Annotated in this window: 16 protein-coding genes; 9 read left to right on the top strand and 7 right to left on the bottom strand. The window is 66.7% G+C overall.

Features of this window, described 5'->3' with window-relative positions; genetic code table 11:
- Positions 1-34: 34 nt before the first annotated feature.
- Both CFB40_RS23090 and CFB40_RS23085 read right to left on the bottom strand, forming a co-directional pair.
- Complete coding sequence (locus tag CFB40_RS23090; RefSeq protein ID WP_089432485.1) at positions 35-442, bottom strand: type II toxin-antitoxin system VapC family toxin; 408 nt, start codon at positions 440-442, stop codon at positions 35-37.
- On the bottom strand, positions 439-681 hold the full coding sequence (locus tag CFB40_RS23085) for an antitoxin (RefSeq protein WP_089432484.1): 243 nt from the start codon (positions 679-681) through the stop codon (positions 439-441). The genes CFB40_RS23090 and CFB40_RS23085 overlap by 4 nt, the downstream gene beginning before the upstream one ends.
- A gap of 214 nt (positions 682-895) precedes the next feature.
- Between CFB40_RS23085 and CFB40_RS23080 the strand changes: the two genes are divergently transcribed.
- Entirely contained in the window at positions 896-1,579 is a 684-nt protein-coding gene (locus tag CFB40_RS23080) for an alpha/beta hydrolase (RefSeq protein WP_089432483.1), read from the top strand.
- A 61-nt stretch (positions 1,580-1,640) separates the two neighbouring features.
- Here CFB40_RS23080 and CFB40_RS23075 read toward each other — a convergent pair whose 3' ends face one another.
- Together CFB40_RS23075 and CFB40_RS23070 are read right to left on the bottom strand one after the other, a co-directional pair.
- Positions 1,641-3,152, bottom strand: coding sequence for an amino acid permease (locus tag CFB40_RS23075; protein ID WP_089432482.1), 1,512 nt, complete (start codon positions 3,150-3,152; stop codon positions 1,641-1,643).
- 108 nt (positions 3,153-3,260) lie between these two features.
- The gene (locus tag CFB40_RS23070) at positions 3,261-4,667 is read right to left on the bottom strand and encodes an aspartate ammonia-lyase (RefSeq protein ID WP_089432481.1); all 1,407 of its coding nucleotides are present in this window, start codon (positions 4,665-4,667) and stop codon (positions 3,261-3,263) included.
- A gap of 142 nt (positions 4,668-4,809) precedes the next feature.
- On the opposite strand from CFB40_RS23070, the gene CFB40_RS23065 reads away from it, so the two are divergent.
- Positions 4,810-5,784: a LysR family transcriptional regulator gene (locus CFB40_RS23065; protein WP_089429133.1), complete on the top strand. Its 975-nt coding sequence runs from the start codon at positions 4,810-4,812 to the stop codon at positions 5,782-5,784.
- A gap of 88 nt (positions 5,785-5,872) precedes the next feature.
- On the opposite strand, the gene CFB40_RS23060 is transcribed toward CFB40_RS23065, so the two are convergent.
- Positions 5,873-6,937 (bottom strand): asparaginase, encoded by a 1,065-nt coding sequence (locus CFB40_RS23060; RefSeq protein ID WP_089432480.1) that lies wholly within the window; start codon positions 6,935-6,937, stop codon positions 5,873-5,875.
- A gap of 322 nt (positions 6,938-7,259) precedes the next feature.
- Between CFB40_RS23060 and CFB40_RS23055 the strand changes: the two genes are divergently transcribed.
- On the top strand, positions 7,260-9,503 hold the full coding sequence (locus CFB40_RS23055) for a TonB-dependent receptor (RefSeq protein ID WP_089432479.1): 2,244 nt from the start codon (positions 7,260-7,262) through the stop codon (positions 9,501-9,503).
- Positions 9,504-9,548: 45 nt separating this feature from the next.
- Here CFB40_RS23055 and phnY read toward each other — a convergent pair whose 3' ends face one another.
- Positions 9,549-11,003 carry a phosphonoacetaldehyde dehydrogenase gene (gene phnY, locus CFB40_RS23050; protein ID WP_089432478.1) on the bottom strand — a complete coding sequence of 485 codons (1,455 nt, stop codon included), beginning with the start codon at positions 11,001-11,003 and terminating at the stop codon, positions 9,549-9,551.
- A 44-nt stretch (positions 11,004-11,047) separates the two neighbouring features.
- Positions 11,048-11,389 carry a GNAT family N-acetyltransferase gene (locus CFB40_RS23045; protein WP_089432477.1) on the bottom strand — a complete coding sequence of 114 codons (342 nt, stop codon included), beginning with the start codon at positions 11,387-11,389 and terminating at the stop codon, positions 11,048-11,050.
- 271 nt (positions 11,390-11,660) lie between these two features.
- On the opposite strand from CFB40_RS23045, the gene pdxR reads away from it, so the two are divergent.
- The 6 genes from pdxR (at position 11,661) to CFB40_RS23015 (ending at position 21,233) form a co-directional block, all read left to right on the top strand.
- Positions 11,661-13,187, top strand: a complete 1,527-nt coding sequence (gene pdxR, locus CFB40_RS23040) for a MocR-like pyridoxine biosynthesis transcription factor PdxR (protein WP_089432476.1) — start codon at positions 11,661-11,663, stop codon at positions 13,185-13,187.
- A 480-nt stretch (positions 13,188-13,667) separates the two neighbouring features.
- On the top strand, positions 13,668-16,553 hold the full coding sequence (locus tag CFB40_RS23035) for a GH92 family glycosyl hydrolase (RefSeq protein WP_089432475.1): 2,886 nt from the start codon (positions 13,668-13,670) through the stop codon (positions 16,551-16,553).
- 375 nt (positions 16,554-16,928) lie between these two features.
- Positions 16,929-17,327 carry a nuclear transport factor 2 family protein gene (locus CFB40_RS23030; RefSeq protein ID WP_089432474.1) on the top strand — a complete coding sequence of 133 codons (399 nt, stop codon included), beginning with the start codon at positions 16,929-16,931 and terminating at the stop codon, positions 17,325-17,327.
- Between the two features lie 160 nt (positions 17,328-17,487).
- On the top strand, positions 17,488-19,305 hold the full coding sequence (gene xsc, locus CFB40_RS23025) for a sulfoacetaldehyde acetyltransferase (protein ID WP_089427823.1): 1,818 nt from the start codon (positions 17,488-17,490) through the stop codon (positions 19,303-19,305).
- A 129-nt stretch (positions 19,306-19,434) separates the two neighbouring features.
- On the top strand, positions 19,435-20,469 hold the full coding sequence (gene pta, locus CFB40_RS23020) for a phosphate acetyltransferase (protein WP_089427824.1): 1,035 nt from the start codon (positions 19,435-19,437) through the stop codon (positions 20,467-20,469).
- A complete protein-coding gene (locus tag CFB40_RS23015) occupies positions 20,466-21,233 on the top strand; it encodes a sulfite exporter TauE/SafE family protein (RefSeq protein ID WP_089427825.1) in 768 nt (255 codons plus the stop codon). The genes pta and CFB40_RS23015 overlap by 4 nt, the downstream gene beginning before the upstream one ends.
- Positions 21,234-21,263 lie beyond the last annotated feature (30 nt).

Genomic DNA, 21,263 nt, shown 5'->3' with positions numbered 1-21,263 from the left:
AATCCGCTCCCGTTGCGGCATGACCGTCATGCGATCAGTTTTCACGCGCCTCGGCGAGCCAATCCTCGACCTGTAACCCCGGGACTCGCGCAAACTCGCGCATGTTATGCGTGACGAGCACCAGACGCCGAGCGCGTGCCTGCCCTGCGATCAACGCATCGTACGGACCGATCGGGGTGCCCGCCGCAGTCAGATGCGCACGAATCTCGCCGGCGTGCTGAGCATCTTCGACATCGAACGACACCACCTCGAACTGAAGTGCCTCGACACGTGCCACGTTCGCAGCCGCTCTGTGGCTCTTGTAGGCGCCGTAATAGAGTTCATGCGCGACGATCGCCGGCATGCCGAAATCTGCTGGCTGATACGTGCGCAGCCGGGCCAGCATGGCCGGCTCGCCTTTCAGGATGGCGATTACGGCATGGGTATCCAGCAGAAATTTCATTCAAATACGTCCGGATCCGGGCGGTCCTGAGCGGCAGGCTCGGTCGTGGCGGCGGCTTCGAAATCGGCGTCGACCGGGCCGATCAGCGGCGTGAGCCATGCCCAGTCTTGCGGCACCGGCTCGAGAATCACGGACGAACCGTGGCGACGAATCCGGACCTCGGTCGTGTCGAAGCGGAAATCCTTCGGCAGACGGACAGCCTGCGATCCGCCATGCTTGAAAATCTTGGCAGTATCCATCCTCGCCCCTCGCGTATCTACGAAATGTATCTACTTTAACCACTCCGCGCGCTGATGACGAGTCACCCGATCGGTATATGAACAACGAGCAACGTGGCGTCGCGGAACACCCGATTCATTCCTGTCTGGAAACAATCAATCGCACGCCAGCGATTCACGTCACCGCGCGCACGCCCTAGACTGTCGCATCGCTCCCCTTTCCGGACCCCACGCCATGACCGACGTCCTGCCGCTGACCACCGATCCCGAGTCGGGCCTCCAGTACCGGCTGCGCCCGGCCACCGGCCGCCCCGCTGCCCGCCTGTTGCTGCTGCATGGCGTCGGCGGCAACGAAACCAACCTGCTGAATCTGGCCGACGTCATCGATCCGCGCATCGAGATCGCCTTCCTGCGCGCCCCGCTCGCGTTCGGCCCCGACCAGCACGCGTGGTTTCCGGTGCGCTTCGGCCCGAACGGCCCCGAAATCGACGCGGCCCGCGCGGACGCGAGCCGACTCAAGCTGATCACGCTGCTCCGCAGCTTCCGTGGCAACGATGACGCAGGCACCGCGTTGCCGACGGTGATTGCCGGCTTCAGCCAGGGCGGCATCATGAGCGCGAGCGTCGGCCTCACGTCGCCGCAGGACGTCACCGCATTTGCAGTGCTGTGCGGGCGCATCCTGCCCGAAATCGATCCGCTGATCGCGCCGCGCGATGCCCTTCGCCCGCTCCATGCGCTGATCGTGCACGGCCGCGCCGACGACAAGCTGCCCGTCGCGTGGGCCGACACCGCCGACGCAAAACTCACGGCCCTCGGCGTCGCGCACGAAACGCGGCTGTACGCGGCCGGCCACGAGCTGACCGCGGAGATGGCCGGCGATTTCGGCCGCTGGGTCGGCGAACGCACCGGATTGAACTGACCGTCACGAGGCGCCGGGGCGCCGGCCGCGAACGACCCGGCGCGCCCGGCGCATACCGTCTTCAGGCGCCCCGCACCGGATCGGCAACGGCGCGCGTGGCCGAAGATGCAAGCGCATCCGCCGCCTGCTCCCGCGCCGCGCCACGCTTCGCGAGCTTCCAGCCGATCACCAGGGCGAGCACGACAACCGGAATCGTCGCGATGGTCCACGTGCCGCCCGGATAGTCGAAGGCCATCAGCACCAGCACGCCGACGAGGAAGGCCAGCGTGAGCCACGACGTGAACGGCGCGCCGGGCATCCGGAACGACACCGCCTTCAGCTCGCCGCGATCGACCGCACGACGGAACAGGATCTGGCACATGACGATGAAGCCCCACGTCGTGATGATCCCGAGCGACGCCATGTTCAGCACGATCTCGAATGCCTGCGCCGGCACGATGTAGTTCAGCGGCACACCGATCGCATTGATCGCGACCGTGATCAGGATCCCACCGTACGGCACGCCGCGTGCGTTCATCCGCGACACGAAGCGCGGCGCCGATCCGCCCATCGCGAGCGAGCGCAGCACGCGCCCGGTCGAATAGAGGCCGGAGTTCAGGCTCGACAGCGCGGCGGTCAGCACCACGACGTTCATCACGGTGCCGACGTACGGCACGCCGAGCTTGCTGAAGAACGTCACGAACGGGCTTTCGTGCGCGCTGTACGCCGTCCACGGCAGCAGCATCGTCAACAGCACGACCGAGCCGACGTAGAACAGCGCGATGCGCCACATCACGCTGTTGATGGCTTTCGGCAAGACCTTGCGCGCATCGGCCGTCTCGCCCGCCGCGACGCCGACGAGCTCGATGCTCGCGTAGGCAAACACGACGCCCTGCACGATCAGCACGGCCGGCAGGATGCCGTGCGGGAAGATCCCGCCGTGATCCGCGACCAGGTGAAGCCCCGGCATCTGCCCGGCGACCGGATGGCCGCTCGCGAGAAACACGGCGCCGACCGCGAGGAACACCGCGAGCGTCCCCACCTTGACGAGCGAGAACCAGAACTCCATCTCGCCGAACACCTTCACGCCGATCATGTTCATCACCGACACGATTCCGAGCGCGCCGAGCGCGAACACCCACTGCGGCACGTCCGTGAACACGGCCCAGTACTTCATGTAGATCGCGACCGCGGTGATGTCAACGATGCCGGTGGTCGCCCAGTTCAGGTAGTACATCCAGCCCGCGACGAACGAGGCGCGTTCGCCCATGAACTCCCGTGCATACGACACGAAGCTGCCGCTGGTCGGCCGGTGCATCACGAGCTCGCCGAGCGCGCGCATGATCAGGAACGCGAACACGCCGCAGACGAGGTAGACGAGCGCGAGCGCCGGCCCCGCGTGCTGCAGGCGCCCGCCCGCACCGAGAAAGAGGCCGGTGCCGATCGCGCCGCCCATCGCGATCATCTGCACGTGCCGGGGCTTCAACTGCTTCGCATAGCCGGCTTCGTGCGACGCGAACATCGCATCCGGGTCGGCATGTCGGGAATCCGCGCCGCCGGCCGGATCGGCCGGGCGCTCGCTGCTGTGGGTCATCGTGAGTCTCCGTTGTTTCTTGATGTGTCGCGCCCCGCGCGGGGGCGCGTCGGATGCAGTCGCATGCAAGCCGCCGGCGTCACGCACCGACGGCCTGCGCAGCCGGCGTCAAAGCACGCGCGGCCGGATCAGTGCTTCGGGTTGCAGCGCTTCCTCGACCTGCGCAGCGGTCATCCACTCGCGCTCCAGCACGACCTCGCGGATCGACTTGCCGGTCGCGTGCGCTTCGGCCGCCACGGCGGTCGCGCGCTTGTAGCCGATGTACGGGTTCAGCGCGGTCGCGAGCGCGACCGAGCGCTCCATCGTTTCGCGCAGCCGTTCGGGGTTCGCGGTGATCCCGCTCACGCACCGCTGCGCGAGCGTCGTGCAGGCGGCCGTCAGGTGGCTGAAGCTGCGGAACAGCGCGCTGGCGATCACCGGCTCGAACGCGTTCAACTGAAGCTGTCCGGCCTCGGCCGCGAAGGTCACGGTCAGGTCGTTGCCGAACACCTCGAAGGCAACCTGGTTGACGACTTCCGGGATCACCGGATTGACCTTGCCGGGCATGATCGACGAGCCGGCCTGCACGGGCGGCAGGTTGATCTCGCCGAACCCCGCGCGCGGGCCGCTCGACAGCAGCCGCAGGTCGTTGCAGATCTTCGACAGCTTCACGGCGATCCGCTTGAGCACGCCCGACACCTGCACGAACGCGCCGCAATCCTGGGTCGCTTCGATCAGGTTCGGCGCGGTGCTCAGGTCGAGCCCGGTAATGCGCCGCAGCGCCGCGAGCGCCTTCTCCGCGTACTGCGGATGCGCGGTGATCCCCGTGCCGATCGCGGTCGCGCCGAGGTTGATCTCGCGAATCAGCCAGCCGGCTTCCTGCAGGCGCGCGATGTCTTCCGTCAGCATCACCGCGTAGGTCGAGAATTCCTGGCCGAGCGTCATCGGCACCGCGTCCTGCAGCTGCGTGCGGCCGAGCTTCAGCAAGCCGGCGAACGCGTCGGCCCGCTCCGCGAACGCATCGCGCAGGCGCGCCATCGCTTCGAGCAGGTGCTCGACCGCGAAGCAGGTCGCCACGCGAATCGCGGTCGGATAGACGTCGTTGGTGCTCTGCGCGAGGTTCACGTGCTCGTTCGGATGCAGGTATTCGTACTGCCCGCGCGCGTAGCCCATGATTTCGAGCGCGCGGTTGCAGATCACCTCGTTCGCGTTCATGTTGGTCGACGTGCCGGCCCCGCCCTGGATGATGTCGACGACGAACTGGTCGTGCAGGCGCCCTTCGCGGATCTCGACGCACGCGGCGGCGATCGCATCGCGGTACGGCCGCGGCAGCAGCCCGAGCTCGCAGTTCGCGTCGGCCGCGGCCTCCTTCACCGCGGCGAGCGCCATCACGAAGTAAGGCAGCGACGCGATGGTGCGGCCCGAAATGTCGAAATTCTCCTTCGCGCGCAGCGTATGGACGCCGTAGTAGGCCTCGTTCGGGATGCTTCGCTTACCTAAAAGATCCGCTTCGACGCGGAAGCCGTTTTGTGTCATCGTGCCCCTCCTGGATGTCTCGTGCCGCTCGTCGTGCGCCGCTTCCCGACGCGACGGGTTCGCATTCTATGCCTTTGCAAAAACAAGCTCACTTCTGTATTATCGAAAGCGGTTTTGCGTGGCACGCAACAATGAGAATCGGATGAAAAAAGGCGCGAGGGAAACCGGCATCGATCACATGGGCGCGATGCGCGCGTTCGTCAGGGTGGTCGAAACGGGGAGTTTTTCGGCGGTCGCCAAGGAGATGCACGTGTCGACGTCCACCGTCGCACGCAAGGTCACGGCCATCGAGGAGGCGCTCGGCGTCGCGCTGCTGCACCGCTCCACGCATAGCGTGACGCTCACCGAAGCCGGCCACATCTACCTGGAACGCGCCGTCACGCTGATCGCCGATCTCGACGACACCTTGCGCGTGGTCGCCGAGCTGAATGCGCAGCCGAGCGGCCCGCTGAAGCTCACCGCGCCGGTGGCGTTCGGCCGCCGCCATCTCGCACCGCTGGTCGCGCCGTTCCTCGCGCGCTACCCGACGATCCAGCTCGACGTGCGGCTCACCGACAACCACAACGACCTCGTGGCCGGCGGCTTCGATCTCGACATTCACGAAGGCGAGAACTACCTGGACAACCTCGTCGTCCACCGCCTGTCGCGCAACGACAGCATCCTGTGCGCGACGCCCGGCTATCTCGACCGCTGCGGGCGCCCGGCCACGCCCGACGACCTCAAGCAACACAACTGCCTGCGCTACGTGCATCCGGAAGGCGATCCGCGCTGGGATCTCGTGAACGGCGACGCGCATCACAGCGTGCTGCCGGCCGGCAACCTCGTCACCGACCATTCGGAGCTGCTGCTCGAAGCGACCTGCGCGGGGCTCGGCATCGCGGAGTTCGAGATCTGGCTGGTGCGCGACCTGCTCGCGAGCGGGCGGCTCGAAGCCGTGCTGCCGCGCTACCGGCTGCAGAACCGGCTGACCGGCGAATACATCTACATCGCGTATCTGGCGAACCGGCGCAGCTCGGCGAAGCTGCGCGTGCTGAAGGACTTTCTCGCGGAACACCTCGCGCATATCGGCGAGTTGTCGGCGCTGGAGCTGACGAAGATTCGCGGCGCGAGCGTGTAGCGCACGCGCCCTGGGTCGGGTTCGCGCCGCTGCGCACGGCCCGCGTCGCGGACCACCGGCAGCAGCGCATCCGCGCCGTTCAGGCCGATCAAGCCGCCTGCAATTCGAACGGGAACGTGGCGTGCCCGATCTCGACACCCTGCGTGTTGAGCATCCGCGGCCGATGAAAGCCGGCCAGCGGCGCGCGCTGCTCGGCCGTGCCGATCTGCAGCCGCTCGAGCAGTTCGCTGACGACCATGTAGAGCACGTCGAGATTGCCGTCCTCGATCTTCACCGAGATGCCGAGCGCGCCATCGGCGCCCAGCGCCCGCGTGCGCTCGGACGCCCGCACGCCGATCCCGTAGCACGCATCGGCGCCGAGCTTGCCGACCACCTGCCCGCCGAACGCGTTCATCAGCACCGTGCAATAGCGCCCTTCGCCGGCAACCAGCTCCGGATACGCGGTCATCGCATGATGAATGCGCGCCAGCGCGCGGACGCGATCGGTGATTGCGTCACCGCCCGCTTCCACCGTATCCGCCCCGTCGGCCAGCGATGCGTAAAGCCGCGCGAGCCGGTCCAGCGAAAACGCCGGTGTCGGCAGGTTGCACCCGTCGATGCCCCACTCGACCTCGTCGTCGCGCAGCCCGCACGCATCGGCCACCACGTGCTTCACGCGCACCTGCATCGGATGCTCGGGGAGGTGGTAATCGGCGATCGCGGCGCCGATCGCCTGCGCGCCGGCCAGCATCCCGACGTGCTTGCCCGAGCAGTTGCTGCACACGCCGGTCGGCGTGTAGTCGCGCTTGATCCACGCGCGGTACACCGCGTCCGACAACGGCGGATGGCCGCCGCAACGCAAGTCCGATTCGTGCGCGGCGACCTTGGCGAGCATCGCGCGCGTGCGTTCGATGTGCCGGTCCTCGCTGCTGTGCGATGCGCACATCAGCGCGATGTCCGCATCGTCGAAGCCGAAGCGCTCGGGCGCGCCCGTCTCGAGCACCGACAGCGCCTGCGCCGGCTTGGCCGCCGAGCGCGCGAGCGTCATCCGGAACGGATCGCCGAACCGGGCCAGCAGCCGGCCGCGTGCATCGACCACCGCCACATGGGCGACGTGCGTGTTCTCGATCGCATCGCCTCGGTACGTGACGACTGCTGCGCGTTGGGTGTCCATCTTGTGTTGTCTCCATGCTCGGGGCCAGCTTGCCGGGGCCCGTCCAACCGGTACGGCAGTGTATCGAGTCGTCGCCGCCGCGCACGGCCGGGTGATGGAAAGTGGTGTTGCACGCCACGCAAAGGCAATCCGCCCCCCACGAAAGCCCGACCAAATTAGTACAAAAACCATTCGATCGTTTACAGAATTAGTACCAATCCGTACAATTGCGACCGCAAACGCGAATCATACGCATTTACATTGACGTTTTCCGATGTGCCGTGCGGCCCGCCCGGCATCGAGAAGACGCACCTGCTCACCGAACCTTCTGCTGCCTCTCGATATGCCCGCCCAGTTCAAGACGAGGCCTCGCGCCCTCGTGTCGGCGCTGACCTGCTCCGTGTTCCTGACCCCGCTGCTCGCTTCCGCCGAAACCGCCCCTGCTCCCGCACCCGCCGCCGGCCAGCCGGCCCCGTCCGCCGACGTGCGGGCGACGCTGCCGACGATCAATGTTCAGTCGACCGCGCCGTCGGACATGCAGGTGAAACGTTCGCCGTCGTACAAGTTCACCGCGCCGCTGCTCGACACGCCGCGCTCGGTCACGGTGATCCCCGAGCAACTCATCAAGGAAAAGAACGTCACGTCGTTCGCGGACGCGCTGCGCTCGGTGCCGGGCATCACGTTCCTCGGCGGCGATGCGGCCGCGAACCCGTCGGCCGATCGCCCGGTGATCCGCGGCTTCGAATCGCGCAACTCGATCTTCGTCGACGGGATGCGCGACTCGGGGTTGCAGAACCGCGAAACGTTCGCGGTCGAGCAGATCAGCGTGATCAAGGGCCCGGATTCGGTCTACGCGGGCCGCGGCTCGGTGGGCGGCAGCATCGACATCGTCACGAAGACGCCGAAGAACGACAACTTCATCAACAGCAGCATCGGCTTCGGCACAGACGGCTACAAGCGCGCGACGGTCGACGCGAACCACAAGATCAACGACACGACTGCCGTGCGCCTGAACGTGATGGGTCACGACGCGAACCAGGCCGGCCGCAACGACGTGTACAACAAGCGCTGGGGCGTCGCGCCGTCGATCGTGTTCGGGCTGAATACGCCGACCACGGTCACGGTCAGCTACTACCACATGAACTCGTACGACATGCCGGACTTCAGCGTGCCGTTCCGCGCGTCGGGCGGCACGCCGGTGCCGACCGATCGCGGGCAGTTCTTCGGGCTGAACACGCGCGACTACCGCTACGGGCAGACCGACACCGCCCAGGTGCGCGTCGAGCACAAGCTCAACGACGACTGGAAGCTGAAGAACACGACGATGTTCGGCCGCTCGACGCTCGATTACGTGGCGACGAACCCGCAGATCTCAACCAAGTACCCCGACCGACTCGGCATGCAGGCAAAGAGCGGCAAGTACGCGACCAACGGTGTCGCCAACCAGACCGAGATTACCGGCCGAGCAAATCTGTTCGGCATGCAGCACACGATGACCGCTGGTGTGGAGTTCAGTCAGGAGCAGAACCGCTACGAGGGGTATCTCGTCTCGGACGCTTCAGGCACGAACCTCCGCTCGGGAGACATCTGCGTCACATCGCCAGCGTTCTGTGCACCAATCTCTGGCGGATGGAATCCAAACATGCCGTGGACCGGCAATATCGTGCTGAATGGAGACAAGGGCTTCCCCGGCGCGACGACGAACACCCGTACGACCACCGCGTCAGCGTACATCTTCGACACGGTGAAACTGACCGAACAATGGTTGTTCAATGCAGGTTTGCGCTTCGACCGCTACGATACGACGGCCAAACAGGCCGGCGTCGCCGACCTGTCAAACACGTCAAATCTGTTCAGTTACCAGTTTGGTCTCGTGTACAAACCCGTCCGCAATGTCAGCCTCTACGCATCCTATGGCACGTCGTCGAACCCACCCGGTTCGAACGGTGGCCTTGGCGGCGGAACTGATCAGCTCACGGCAAACACGCTGAACCTGTCGCCGGAACGCACGCGAAACATCGAAATCGGAGCGAAGTGGGACGTGCTGGATGAGCAACTTTCGTTGACCTCTGCACTCTTTGACACCGAGAAAAACAACGCTCAAGTCCCCGATGGGCTCGGTCGCCAGGTTAATGCCGGCAAACAGCGTGTTCGCGGCGCGGAATTCGGTTTCGCGGGCAACTTGACGCCGAAGTGGCACGTGTTCGGCGGCTACTCGTACCTGAACGCGATCACGACCGATGCCGGCCCCGGCAGCCCGGGCGCATCGGGCCTGCCGATGGTGATGGTGCCGAAGCACAACTTCACGCTGTGGACGAGCTACGACGTGATGCCGAAGCTCACGCTCGGCGCGGGTGCGACGGTGATGAGCCAGACCTATGCGTCGGTGTCGGCGACGACGAAGAAATGGACGCCCGGCTACGCACGCTTCGACGCGGCTGCGACGTGGCGCGTGAACAAGACGATGGACGTGCAGCTCAACGTGCAGAACCTGTTCGACAAGAAGTATTACGCGAGCGCGTATCCGATCTACGCGACGTGGGCGCCGGGCCGTTCGGCGATGGTCACGCTCAACTTCTATCAGTAACGCGGTTGGCGGCGGGCGGGCGCGATGCGCCCTTCCCCGCCGCGCTCACCACGGCAGCGAATACGTCTTCACGTTCGTGAAGCTCTTCATCGCTTCCTGCACGCCTTCCTTGTAGCCCAACCCCGAATCCTTCAGGCCGCCGAACGGCGTCACTTCGAGCCGGTAGCCCGGCACGTCACGCACGTTCACGCTGCCGACTTCCAGCTCGGTGATGAAGCGCGTGATGTGGTCGAAGCGGTTCGTGCAGACCGACGACGACAGGGCATAGTCGGTGCTGTTCGACATCCGGATCGCGTCGTCGATGTCGCGAAAGCGCATGATCGGCGACACGGGGCCGAAGGTTTCGTACTTCACGAGCGGCATGTCGGGCGTCATGCGATCGATCACCGTCGGCGAATACAGCGCGCCGCTGCGGACGTTGCCGACCAGTAGCCGCGCCCCGCGTGCAATTGCGTCATTCACCTGCTTCTCGCAGAACTTCGCGGCGGCCTCGTCGATCACCGTGCCCATGTCGACCGACGGATCGGCCGGATTGCCGTACGACCACGCACGCGTTTTCTCGACCACCAGCTCCGTGAAGCGATCGGCCACCGACTCGTGCACGAGCATCCGCTTGATCGCCGTGCAGCGCTGCCCCGAGTTTTTATATGAACCCGACACCGCGAGCGTGCTCGCTTCGTCGAGATCGGCGTCTTCCATCACGATGATCGGATCGTTGCCGCCGAGTTCGAGCACCGCGCGGCGGTAGCCCATCCGCGACGCGATCGATTTGCCGATCGACACACCGCCCGTGAACGTAATGAGGTCGATCGCCGGGTTCGTGATCAGCTCGTCGGCAATCTCCTTCGGGTCGCCGGTGAGCACTTGCAGCATCTGCGGCGGCAACCCGGCTTCATACAGGATGTCCGCGAACAGGTAGCACGACAGCGGCACCTTCTCCGACGGCTTCACCACGATCCGGTTGTTGGTGCCCACCGACGGCACGATCTTGTGCGCGACCTGGTTCATCGGGTGATTGAACGGCGTGATCGCGGAAATCACGCCGAGCAGCGGATCGCGCTGCGTGTACACGCGGCGCTTCTTGCCGTGCGGGGTCAGGTCGCACGAGAAGATCTGCCCGTCGTCCTTCAGCACTTCACCCGCGCCGAACGTCAGCACGTCGGCCACGCGGCCGGCTTCGTACGTCGAATCCTTGATGCACAGACCAGACTCGGCCGTGATCAGCGCTGCAATCTCGGCGGTGCGCGAACGCACGATGTCGGCCGCGCGGCGCAGGATCGTCGCTCGATCGTAACGTGTGAGCGTCGGCCGGTAAGCGCGTGCGACCGCGAAGGCACGCCGCACGTCGTCCAGCGTCGCCTTCGGCACGGTGCCGACCAGCGTGCCGTCGTACGGGTTGCGCACGTCGATGACCGCGTCGCGCCACACGCGCTGCCCGTCGATGCGCAGCGCTTCGTGCCGCACGTCGGATGCGGGAATCGGCTTCAGGACCGTGCTCATGTCGTCTCCGTCTTGGTGCAGCGTGATCTTGGTCACGCTGTCGGTTAGCGCACCACCACCAGCCCTTCGTATTCGAGGCAGCGGCACAGCGTCGCCCAGGCCGGCGTATCGGGCCATTCACGCGCGCGGGCATCGATGCGGATCGGCCGCCCGAATTCGCGCGACGCGCACGCCAGCAGCGTGTGCGCGATGCCGCTGCGCCGATACGCGGGTTCGACGTACAGCCGCGTGAGCGACGGCGATCGCACGGCATCGCCACTGTGGTCGTCGATATCGAGTTCGCCGATCGCCTCGTCGTCGCGATACGCGACCGCCGTCGCGCGTGCGTCGTCGAACACGATGCGGATCACGCGCTCGCAGCGATCCCTGAACACGACGACGTGCATGGCGCGCCTCTCCTTGGCAACACGTTGCAGGCGAACGCGATGCGCGCACGCCTCCCTGCGCCCGCGAACCGGGGACTAATCCGGATCGTCCAGCGGCGACGGTTTGAGTATCGTCTTGCCACGTCGGCGCGCAGTAGTGCCAGACGGCACCTTTCATTGAGTCCACATCCGCGGCGCGGCGCGCGTATTCTCGCGACATCGCGCCCCTCGCGGGCCGCACGCACGCCACGCGCACCGCCTCGCGTTTCCCGTATCGATCACAGGAGGAAGCATGCCGAGTCGTACCCCGACCGCCTTATGGGCCCAGCAGTTCCGGCGGTCGTCGGCGTCGAGCCTGCAGGACCAGATCCGGCGGATGCTCGTGGCCGCGATCCTCGACGGCCAGCTCGCGCCCGATGCCGCGCTGCCGTCGAGCCGCGAGCTCGCCGACCAGCTCGGCGTCGCGCGCAACACCGTCGTGCTCGCGTACCAGATGCTCGTCGAAGAGGGCTACCTGATCTCGCGCGAACGCAGCGGGCACTTCGTGAACCCGAAGATGCTCGAGGGCGTGCCCGGCTTCGCGGCCGCCAAGCCCGCCGCGCAGCCCGGCGGCGGCGACGACACGCCGGGCCGCCCCGCATGGGACAAGCGCATCGCACATCCGCCGTCGAGGCAGCGCAACATCGTGAAGCCCGCGAACTGGCAGCATTACGAATATCCGTTCATCTACGGGCAGTTCGACCAGTCGCTGTTTCCGACCAACGACTGGCGCGAATGCTGCCTGAAGGCGCTGTCGGTGATGGAGATCCGCAACTGGGCGCCCGACCTGATCGAGCGCGACGACGAATCGCTGATCCAGCAGATCCGCACGCGCGTGCTGCCACGGCGCGGCGTGTTCGCGATGCCCGACGAGATCGTCGTCACGAACGGCTGCCAGCAGGCGCTGTACCTGATCGCGGACCTGCTGTGCGGCAAGCACACCACGGTCGGCTTCGAGAACCCCGGCTATCCGGACGCGCGCAACATCTTCGAGAACCGCAACGCACGGCTCTTGCCGCTGCCCGTCGACGGCCACGGGATCGCACCCGACGCGCTCGGCGCAACGCTCTCGCGCTGCGACTACGTGTACGTGACGCCGAGCCACCAGTGCCCGACCACCGCGACGATGCCGGTCGAACGCCGCCGCGCGCTGCTCGATTGCGCGCAGCAGCATGACTTCGTGATCATCGAGGACGACTACGAGAGCGAGAACACGTTCTCCGGCACGCCGCATCCGGCGCTGAAGAGCCTCGACACGGCCGACCGCGTGATCTACGTCGGCAGCCTGTCGAAGACATTCGCGCCGGGGCTGCGGCTCGGCTACGTGGTCGGGCCGCGCGAGCTGATCCGCGAACTGCGCGCGCTGCGGCGGCTGATGGTGCGCCACCCGGTTGCGTATATCCAGCGCGCGTTCGCGACCTTTCTCGCGCTCGGCCATCACGACGCGCTGCTGCGCCGGCTCGCGCATGCTTACAGCGAGCGCTCGCAGGCGTTGATGGCCGCGCTCGATGCGCATCTGCCGGAAGCGCGGTACGTGCCGGTGACGGGCGGTGCATCGTGCTGGGTCGAGGGCCCGCCGTGGCTCGATGCGACGCGCCTCGCCGCCGATGCACAGGAAGCCGGCATCCTGATCGAGCCGGGCAGCGTGTTCTTCATGAACGATGAAGGCGATGCGCGGCGCTGCTTCCGGATGGGGTTTTCTGCGATCCCGCTCGAGCGGATCGAGCCGGGTGTGAGAGCGCTCGCACAATGCGTGCGTACGCAACGTCCGGTGGCCTGACCACACGTGAACAGGCATCGTGCGCCGGCGCGGCGCAGTCACCCGGGAGCACGAGCGTTGTGCGTGCTGCAGCTGGCAAACCCGTTTCAACGATCGGCCGTGAGTCATCCTGCAGAGTGACTCACGGCCGCGCGCTTGCGGACCGCCTCGTCGGGTATCGATGAATCGCAGACGTGAACGCAAGATGCATCGATTCGACCGGCAGGCCATATCCGCTGCTTCATCGGACACCGCGTGCATCGCTCACGCTTGCACACCGCTACAGTGCGGCTTCAACACACGATCGCCTGGATTGTTTTCGTTTCGATTCGTTTAGTAAATCCAATAAAAACATTACAACTCTCCAAATCCGATTGACAACGGATTCATCCAAATCCTAGTGTTACGACGCTGAAAGACGGCAACAATCCACGACGAACCGACGGTTCGATCGATTGGACTGCCGATGAAAAAATGCATGGATAACCGGAGGGGGCGATCATGATTCGATTCACGACGCTCGCGGCAATCCTGGCCGCGGCGTGCGCGTTGAGCGGGTGCGGAGGCGGTGACGGCAGCGACGGAACTGCGGCGTCGGCATTGGCGGCACGCCCGTCGGACGCCGCGGCCGATACGACCAATCTCGATGACAACCGCAACCTGTCGTTGACACAGTACGTCGATCCGCTGATCGGCACGCTCGCGAGCAATTCGCCGAACCCGGTGCCGGCGGGACAGGCCGGCAGCGTCGAACCGGCCGCCGGCCTGCCGTCGGGCATGGTGCAGTGGGCGCCCGACACCAACACCACGCCGGCGCCGAGCAACAGCCAGGAGCCGAACTCGCCCGCCGGCTACTACTACGACATCCACTCGATCCAGGGCTTCAGCCTGACGCACATGCCGGGCGCCGGCTGCAGCGGCAACAACGGCGAATTTCCGGTCATGCCGACCACCGACCCGACGCAGCTCTCGCCAACCTTCAGTCATGCGAATGAAACGGCCAGGCCCGGCTACTATTCCGTACTGCTCGACTCGCAGATCAAGGTGGAGCTGACCGCCACCCTGCGCACCGGCTTCGGCCAGTTCGCGTACCCGGCCGGCAAACCCGCGCTGCTGGTACTCGACGCGACCCGCACCAACACCAAGACCTCGACCACCGGCGCCATCACGCAGGTTTCCGGCAGCGCCATTTCCGGCAGCACGATCGGCGGCGGCTTCTGCGGCAACTCGGTGCCGGTACCCGTCTACTTCTACGCCGCCTTCGACCAGGCTTTTACGTCGGCGTCGATTACGCACGGCGTGGCCCAACTGGGTTTCCGCCCGGGCCAGACGGTCAGGATGAAGATCGGCCTCTCCTACGTCAGCGTCGCCAACGCGAAAGCCAACCTCGACGCGGAAAATCGCGGCTGGGACTTCGCAGGTGTCCGCACGCAGGCCGATCGCATCTGGAATGATCGCCTCAACAGCATCCGCGTGGCGGGCGGCACGCTCGACGCGAAGAAAAAGTTCTACACGGCGCTGTATCACGCGCTGTGGGCACCCAGCATCTTCAGTGACGTGAACGGCCAGTACATCGGCTTCGACAACACCGTGCATCAGGTCGCCAAGGGCCAGCAGGCCCAGTATTCGTCGTTCTCGGGCTGGGACATCTACCGCTCGCTGATCCAGCTGAAGTCGATCCTCAATCCGTCCGAGACCAGCGACATGATCCAGTCGCTGATCAACGACGCGGATCAATGCGGCGCGATTCCGCACTGGGTCAACGACAACGTCGAGGACGGCGTGATGCCGGGCGACGCCGGTTCGCTGATCGTCTCGAACGCCTATGCGTTCGGCGCGCGGCGCTTCGATACGCGGTCCGCGCTGCAGCACATGGTGAAGATGGCGAACATCCCCGGCACGGCCTGCAACAACGTGACCACCAACGGCGGCCGCGCGAGCTACCTGCAGACCGGCTACATCACCAACGGCGAGTGGGGGCAGGCTTCGTCCACGCTCGAATACACGAGCAGCGATTTCGCGATCTCGCGCTTCGCCGGGGCGCTCGGCGATACCGCCACGCAGCGCATGCTGCTGAGCCGCTCGGCCTACTGGCAGAACCTGCTCGACACCACGCTGACGCCGCCGCTGATCGCGGCGCGCCAGTCGAACGGCGCGTGGATTCCCGAGACGCCGAGCAGCGGCGACAACTACGTGGAAGGCAATGCCGAGCAGTACACGTGGATGGTGCCGTACAACGGCGCCGGCCTGTTCACACAGCTGGGCGGCAATGCGGCGGTGACGTCGCGGCTCGACCAGTTCTTCACGGTGCTCAATGCGGGCCTGAGCCTGCCCAACTTCTACATGGGCAACGAGCCGACCTTCGAGGTGCCCTGGCTCTACAACTGGGCCGGGCAGCCGTCGGGCACGCAGCGCGTGGTGCAGCAGATCCTCGCCAGCGCGTTCGGCACCGGCCCCGACGGCTTGCCGGGCAACGACGACCTCGGCGCCGTGTCGGGCTGGTATGTGTGGGGCGCGCTGGGCCTGTATCCGCAGATCCCCGGCGTGGCGGGCCTGGCGATCGGCAGTCCGCAGTTCCCGCAGATCGACGTCCGGCTCGGCAACGGTCGCACGTGGCGGATTCGTGCCGAAGGTGCACCCGCGTCCAGCTATGTGCAGTCGCTGTCGATCAACGGTCGCGCGCACGATGTGCCGTGGGTCGCCTACGACGACATCGCGAACGGCGCGACGCTGCACTTCGCGATGGGCAGCGCGCCGTCGCAATGGGGCAGCCGGAAGCAGCCGCCGTCGTTCGGCGTGCCGGTGGCGGTCAACGCGATCGACAGCTACAACAATCGCGGCTTCAGCGCGGACGGCGCGACCAATGCCGACGGCCAGGGCGCGGACTTCGACGGCAGCCTGTTCAGCTACTCGCTGAATGCGCTGGCAGCGGCGGGCGTGCAGCCCGGCAAGCCGTTCGCGGTGGCCGGCGCGAGCGTCGCGGTGGCGGGTGGGCCGCTCTCGCTCGACAACACCGTGACCGTCGGCCAGACCGTGATGCTGCCGCCGGGATCGGCCGGCACCGGCGTGGTGGTGCTCGGCTCGGCCAACAATGGCCCGAGCAGCGGCACGGCTCAGCTGAATTTTGCGGATGGATCGAGTCAGGCTGTGACGCTGGCTTTCGACGACTGGACGCTGAATGGCGGCAGCGCGCATGCCAGCGCGGCGATCGCCGTCACGATGGCGTACCGCAATTCGGGCAGCGGCCAGCAGGACAACGTCAAGACCTATATCTTCGCGCAGAAGATTCCGGTGCCGCTCGGCAAGGTGGTGACGAGCATCGTGCTGCCGCGGCAGGTGAGCGCCGGCAAGATGCATGTGTTCGGGATCGGGATGGCGGCGTCTTGATGTCCGCATGACCGGCGGGGATGCATCGGGCACTCCGATGTATCCCCTCGTCGGCCGGCGCTGCTGCCGTGCGGTTTCCGCACGCCGTGACTCATCGTGCAACAGCGACGGATTCGCGACACTCCCCTGCGGCTGATCTTTTTGCCCATTGATCCGCACCGGTGATTTCTGTCGATGCGCGTCAACGAACCCGCCGTCGGGCAGCCACCGGGCGCCGGTAGCCGGGCGCACCGGCCCGGCTTCTCCCGCTGGCCCAAGCGAATCCCCCCCACTGGCGCTACCGCCAATAACAAGCGCTCACTAACGTGTCGATACCGCGTGCCGCATGCGCGCCAGCGCCTTGCGCACCGCCCACCATTCGACAGGAGACACGTTATGACAGATACGCTCACCGGCCCCGTCACGGCCGCCACGCTCGCGGCATTTTCCGACGCCTTCAACCGGCACGACGCCAATGCGTTGATGGGCTTCATGACCGAGGACTGCGTGTTCGACGCGGCCGGCGGCCCCGACATCCACGGCACGCGCTTCGTCGGCCGTGACGCGGTACGCGCCGCGTTCGAAGCCGTGTTCAAGACCTTCCCCGACGCGCACTGGGGCCACGGCCGCCACACCGTCGCCGGCGAGCGCGGCGTCTCCGAATGGGTGTTCACGGGCACGCACGCCGAAGGCTGGCGCATCGAGGCCGAAGGCTGCGACCTGTTCGAATTCCGCGACGGATTGATCGCCGTCAAGCGTGCCTTCCGCAAGGAACGGCCGAAGCAGCCGGCCTGAGCGCACCGCCCAGGCCACCGTGCCCGGCGCGCATTTTGAAACGAATCGATTCATTTCATTCCACATTTCCCGGCAGCGGGCGGAATGACTTGACCGGCCTTCCCCAGCAAATAGCATCTGGAACGAGACGTTCCGTTAATTGAACAATCGGAGACAACCCATGAGCGAACAATCCACTTCCCTGCGTGCATCGGCTAACGGTCCGCAGGACATGACGCCGTCCGAAGCCTTCGTCGAGACCCTCGCGGCCAACGGCGTGACCGACATGTTCGGCATCATGGGCTCCGCGTTCATGGATGCGATGGACATCTTCGCGCCGGCCGGCATCCGCCTGATTCCTGTCGTGCACGAGCAGGGCGCGGGCCACATGGCCGACGGCTATGCGCGCGTATCGGGCCGCCACGGCGTCGTGATCGGCCAGAACGGCCCCGGCATCAGCAACTGCGTGACGGCGATCGCGGCCGCGTACTGGGCGCATAGCCCGGTCGTGATCGTCACGCCGGAAGCCGGCACGATGGGCATCGGCCTCGGCGGTTTCCAGGAAGCGAACCAGCTGCCGATGTTCCAGGAATTCACGAAATACCAGGGCCACGTCACGCACCCGGCGCGGATGGCCGAATTCACCGCGCGCTGCTTCGACCGCGCGCAGGCCGAGATGGGCCCGACCCAGCTGAACATCCCGCGCGACTATTTCTACGGCAAGGTCAAGGTCGAGATTCCGCAACCGCGCCGGCTCGATCGCGGCGCCGGCGGCGAACAGAGCCTCGACGACGCAGCCGCACTGATCGCGCAGGCGAAATTCCCGGTGATCATCTCGGGCGGCGGCGTCGTGATGGCCGACGCGATCGAGGAATGCAAGGCGCTCGCCGAACGGCTCGGTGCGCCGGTCGTCAACAGCTACCTGCACAACGACTCGTTCCCGGCGAACCATCCGCTGTGGTGCGGCCCGCTCGGCTACCAGGGCTCGAAAGCGGCGATGAAGCTGCTGTCGCGCGCGGACGTCGTGATCGCGCTCGGCTCGCGCCTCGGGCCGTTCGGCACGCTGCCGCAGCACGGGATGGACTACTGGCCGAAGGACGCGAAGATCATCCAGATCGACGCCGATCACAAGATGCTCGGCCTCGTGAAGAAGATCTCGGTCGGCATCTGCGGCGACGCGAAGGCCGCGGCGGTCGCGCTCACGCAACGCCTCGAAGGTCGCACGCTCGCGTGCGACGGCTCGCGCGGCGAGCGCGCCGACCAGATCGCGACCGAGAAGGCCGCGTGGGAAAAGGAACTCGACGACTGGACGCACGAGCGCGACGCGTACAGCCTCGACATGATCGAGGAGCAGAAGCACGAGAAGCCGTTCAGCGGCGGCCAGTACCTGCATCCGCGCCAGGTGCTGCGCGAGCTCGAGAAGGCGATGCCCGAGGACGTGATGGTGTCGACCGACATCGGCAACATCAACTCGGTCGCGAACAGCTACCTGCGCTTCAACAAGCCGCGCAGCTTCTTCGCGGCGATGAGCTGGGGCAACTGCGGCTATGCGTTCCCGACGATCATCGGCGCGAAGGTCGCCGCGCCGCACCGCCCGGCCGTGTCGTATGCGGGCGACGGCGCGTGGGGCATGAGCCTGATGGAAACGATGACCTGCGTGCGCCACAACATCCCGGTCACGGCCGTCGTGTTCCACAACCGTCAATGGGGCGCGGAGAAGAAGAACCAGGTCGACTTCTACAACCGCCGCTTCGTCGCCGGTGAACTCGACAACCAGAGCTTCGCGGCAATCGCGCGGGCGATGGGTGCGGAAGGGATCACGGTCGACCGCCTCGAGGATGTCGGCCCGGCGCTCAAGCGCGCGATCGACATGCAGATGAACGAAGGCAAGACGACGATCATCGAGATCATGTGCACGCGCGAACTCGGCGACCCGTTCCGTCGCGATGCGCTGTCGAAGCCGGTGCGCATGCTCGACAAGTACAAGGACTACGTGTAACGCCGCGTCGCCGACGCACCCCGTTGCCGGCCGCGCGCCCCTCTCGCGCGGCCGGCCCTCCGGCCGGACGCCGTGCCCCGTGCGGGCCGCCGCATCCGGCCGTTTTTTCTTTTCTTACCCGAGCGAACGATGAAAGCCCTCGACCGCATTCTCGACGCCGCGCGCCGCCAGCCGATGCGCATCGCACTGTGCGAAGCCGACGATCCGCGCGTGCTGCAGGCCGCCGCGCGCGCGACGCGCGACGGCATCGCCCGCATCGTGCTGGTCGGCAACCGTGCGGCCATTCACGCGGCGGCCGCGCGCGACGCGATCGATCTCGACGGCATGACGCTCGTCGATCCGGCCACCGCCACGCAACGCGACGCCTATGCCGACACGCTGCACGCGCTGCGCAAGAGCAAGGGCATGACGGCCGATGCCGCGCGCGACGCGGTGCTCGACCCGCTCTGCCACGCGAACCTGATGGTGCGGCTCGGCGATGCGGACGGCTCGGTCGCGGGCGCCGTGCATGCGACGGCCGACGTCGTGCGCGCGGCAATCCAGCTGATCGGCGTCGATCCGGCGTTCCGGATCGTGTCGAGCTTCTTCCTGATGATGCTGTGCGAGCCGTTTCACACGATCAAGGGCGGGCTGATCTTCTCCGACTGCGCGCTGGTCGTCGATCCGGACGCCGATCAACTCGCCGAGATCGCGATGGCTGCCGCCGACAGCGCGCACGCGCTGCTCGGCGAGGCGCCGCGCGTGGCGATGCTGTCGTTCTCGACGAGCGGTAGCGCGCATCACGCGGCGGTCGACAAGGTGACGGCCGCGACCGCGCACGTGCGCGAACTCCGCCCCACCCTCGCGATCGACGGCGACGTGCAGCTCGACGCGGCGATCGTTGCCGAAATCGCCGAGCGCAAGATCGCGCATTCACAGGTGGGCGGCCACGCGAACGTGCTCGTGTTCCCGAGCCTCGAAGCCGGCAACATCGGCTACAAGCTCGCCGAACGGATCGGCCGCGCGAAGGCCGTCGGCCCGCTGCTGCAAGGGCTGCGCCGCCCCGCGAACGACCTGTCGCGCGGCTGCAGCGCCGACGACGTGTATCACGTGATCGCGGCGACCACCGTGCAGGCGCAGGCGGCCGCGCAGCGCGCCGCAACCGGCGAGGCCGCACACGCATGACAGCCGACAAACTGGCGATCCTGATCGCGGTGATCGGCGCCGGCAGCTATTTCCAGACCGTCACCGGGTTCGGGCTCGGGATGATCGTGATGGGCGCGACGAGCGGCTTCGGGCTCGCGCCGCTTGCCACCGTCGCCACGCTGATGAGCGTCGTGTCGCTCGCGAACGGCGCGACCGCACTGCCCGGCCGGCTGCATCACATCGACTGGCGCGCGGTCGGCGCGGCGACGCTCGGCATCCTGCCGTCGGTCGTCGCGGGCGTGCTGCTGCTTGAATGCCTGAGCCGATCGGCGGCTGACCTGCTGCAACTGATCCTCGGCGCGGTCGTGCTGTACGGCGGCCTGAGCGCGGCGCTGCGCCCGACGCCGCTCACCGAGCGCTCGGACAACCGCAGCTTCTTCGTCAGCGGCCTGTTCGGCGGCTTGCTGAGCGGGATGTTCGGCGTGTCGGGGCCGCCGCTGATCTTCCAGTTCTACCGGCAGCCGCTGACGCTCGTGCAGATCCGCTGCGCGCTGATCGTGCTGTTCACGACGACCTCGGCCACGCGCGTGCTGTACAGCGCATGCGAAGGCCAGCTCGATCGCGACATCTGGCTGCTGGCCGCGATCGCGACGCCGGTCGTGATGCTGACGACGGTGGCCGCGCGCCAGTACCCGCCGCCGCTGTCGCCGGTCGCGCTGCGCCGGCTTGCGTTCGGCGTGCTGATGGCGATCGGTATCGGGCTGATCGCGACGTCGCTGCCGCCGCTGCTGCATCGCGCTTGATGTCGCGCGGCACGCGCCGCGTCGAACCGC

It is taken from the genome of Burkholderia sp. AU31652 (assembly GCF_002223155.1).
Classification (GTDB): domain Bacteria; phylum Pseudomonadota; class Gammaproteobacteria; order Burkholderiales; family Burkholderiaceae; genus Burkholderia.
This window is presented reverse-complemented; position numbering and strand designations above follow the sequence as displayed.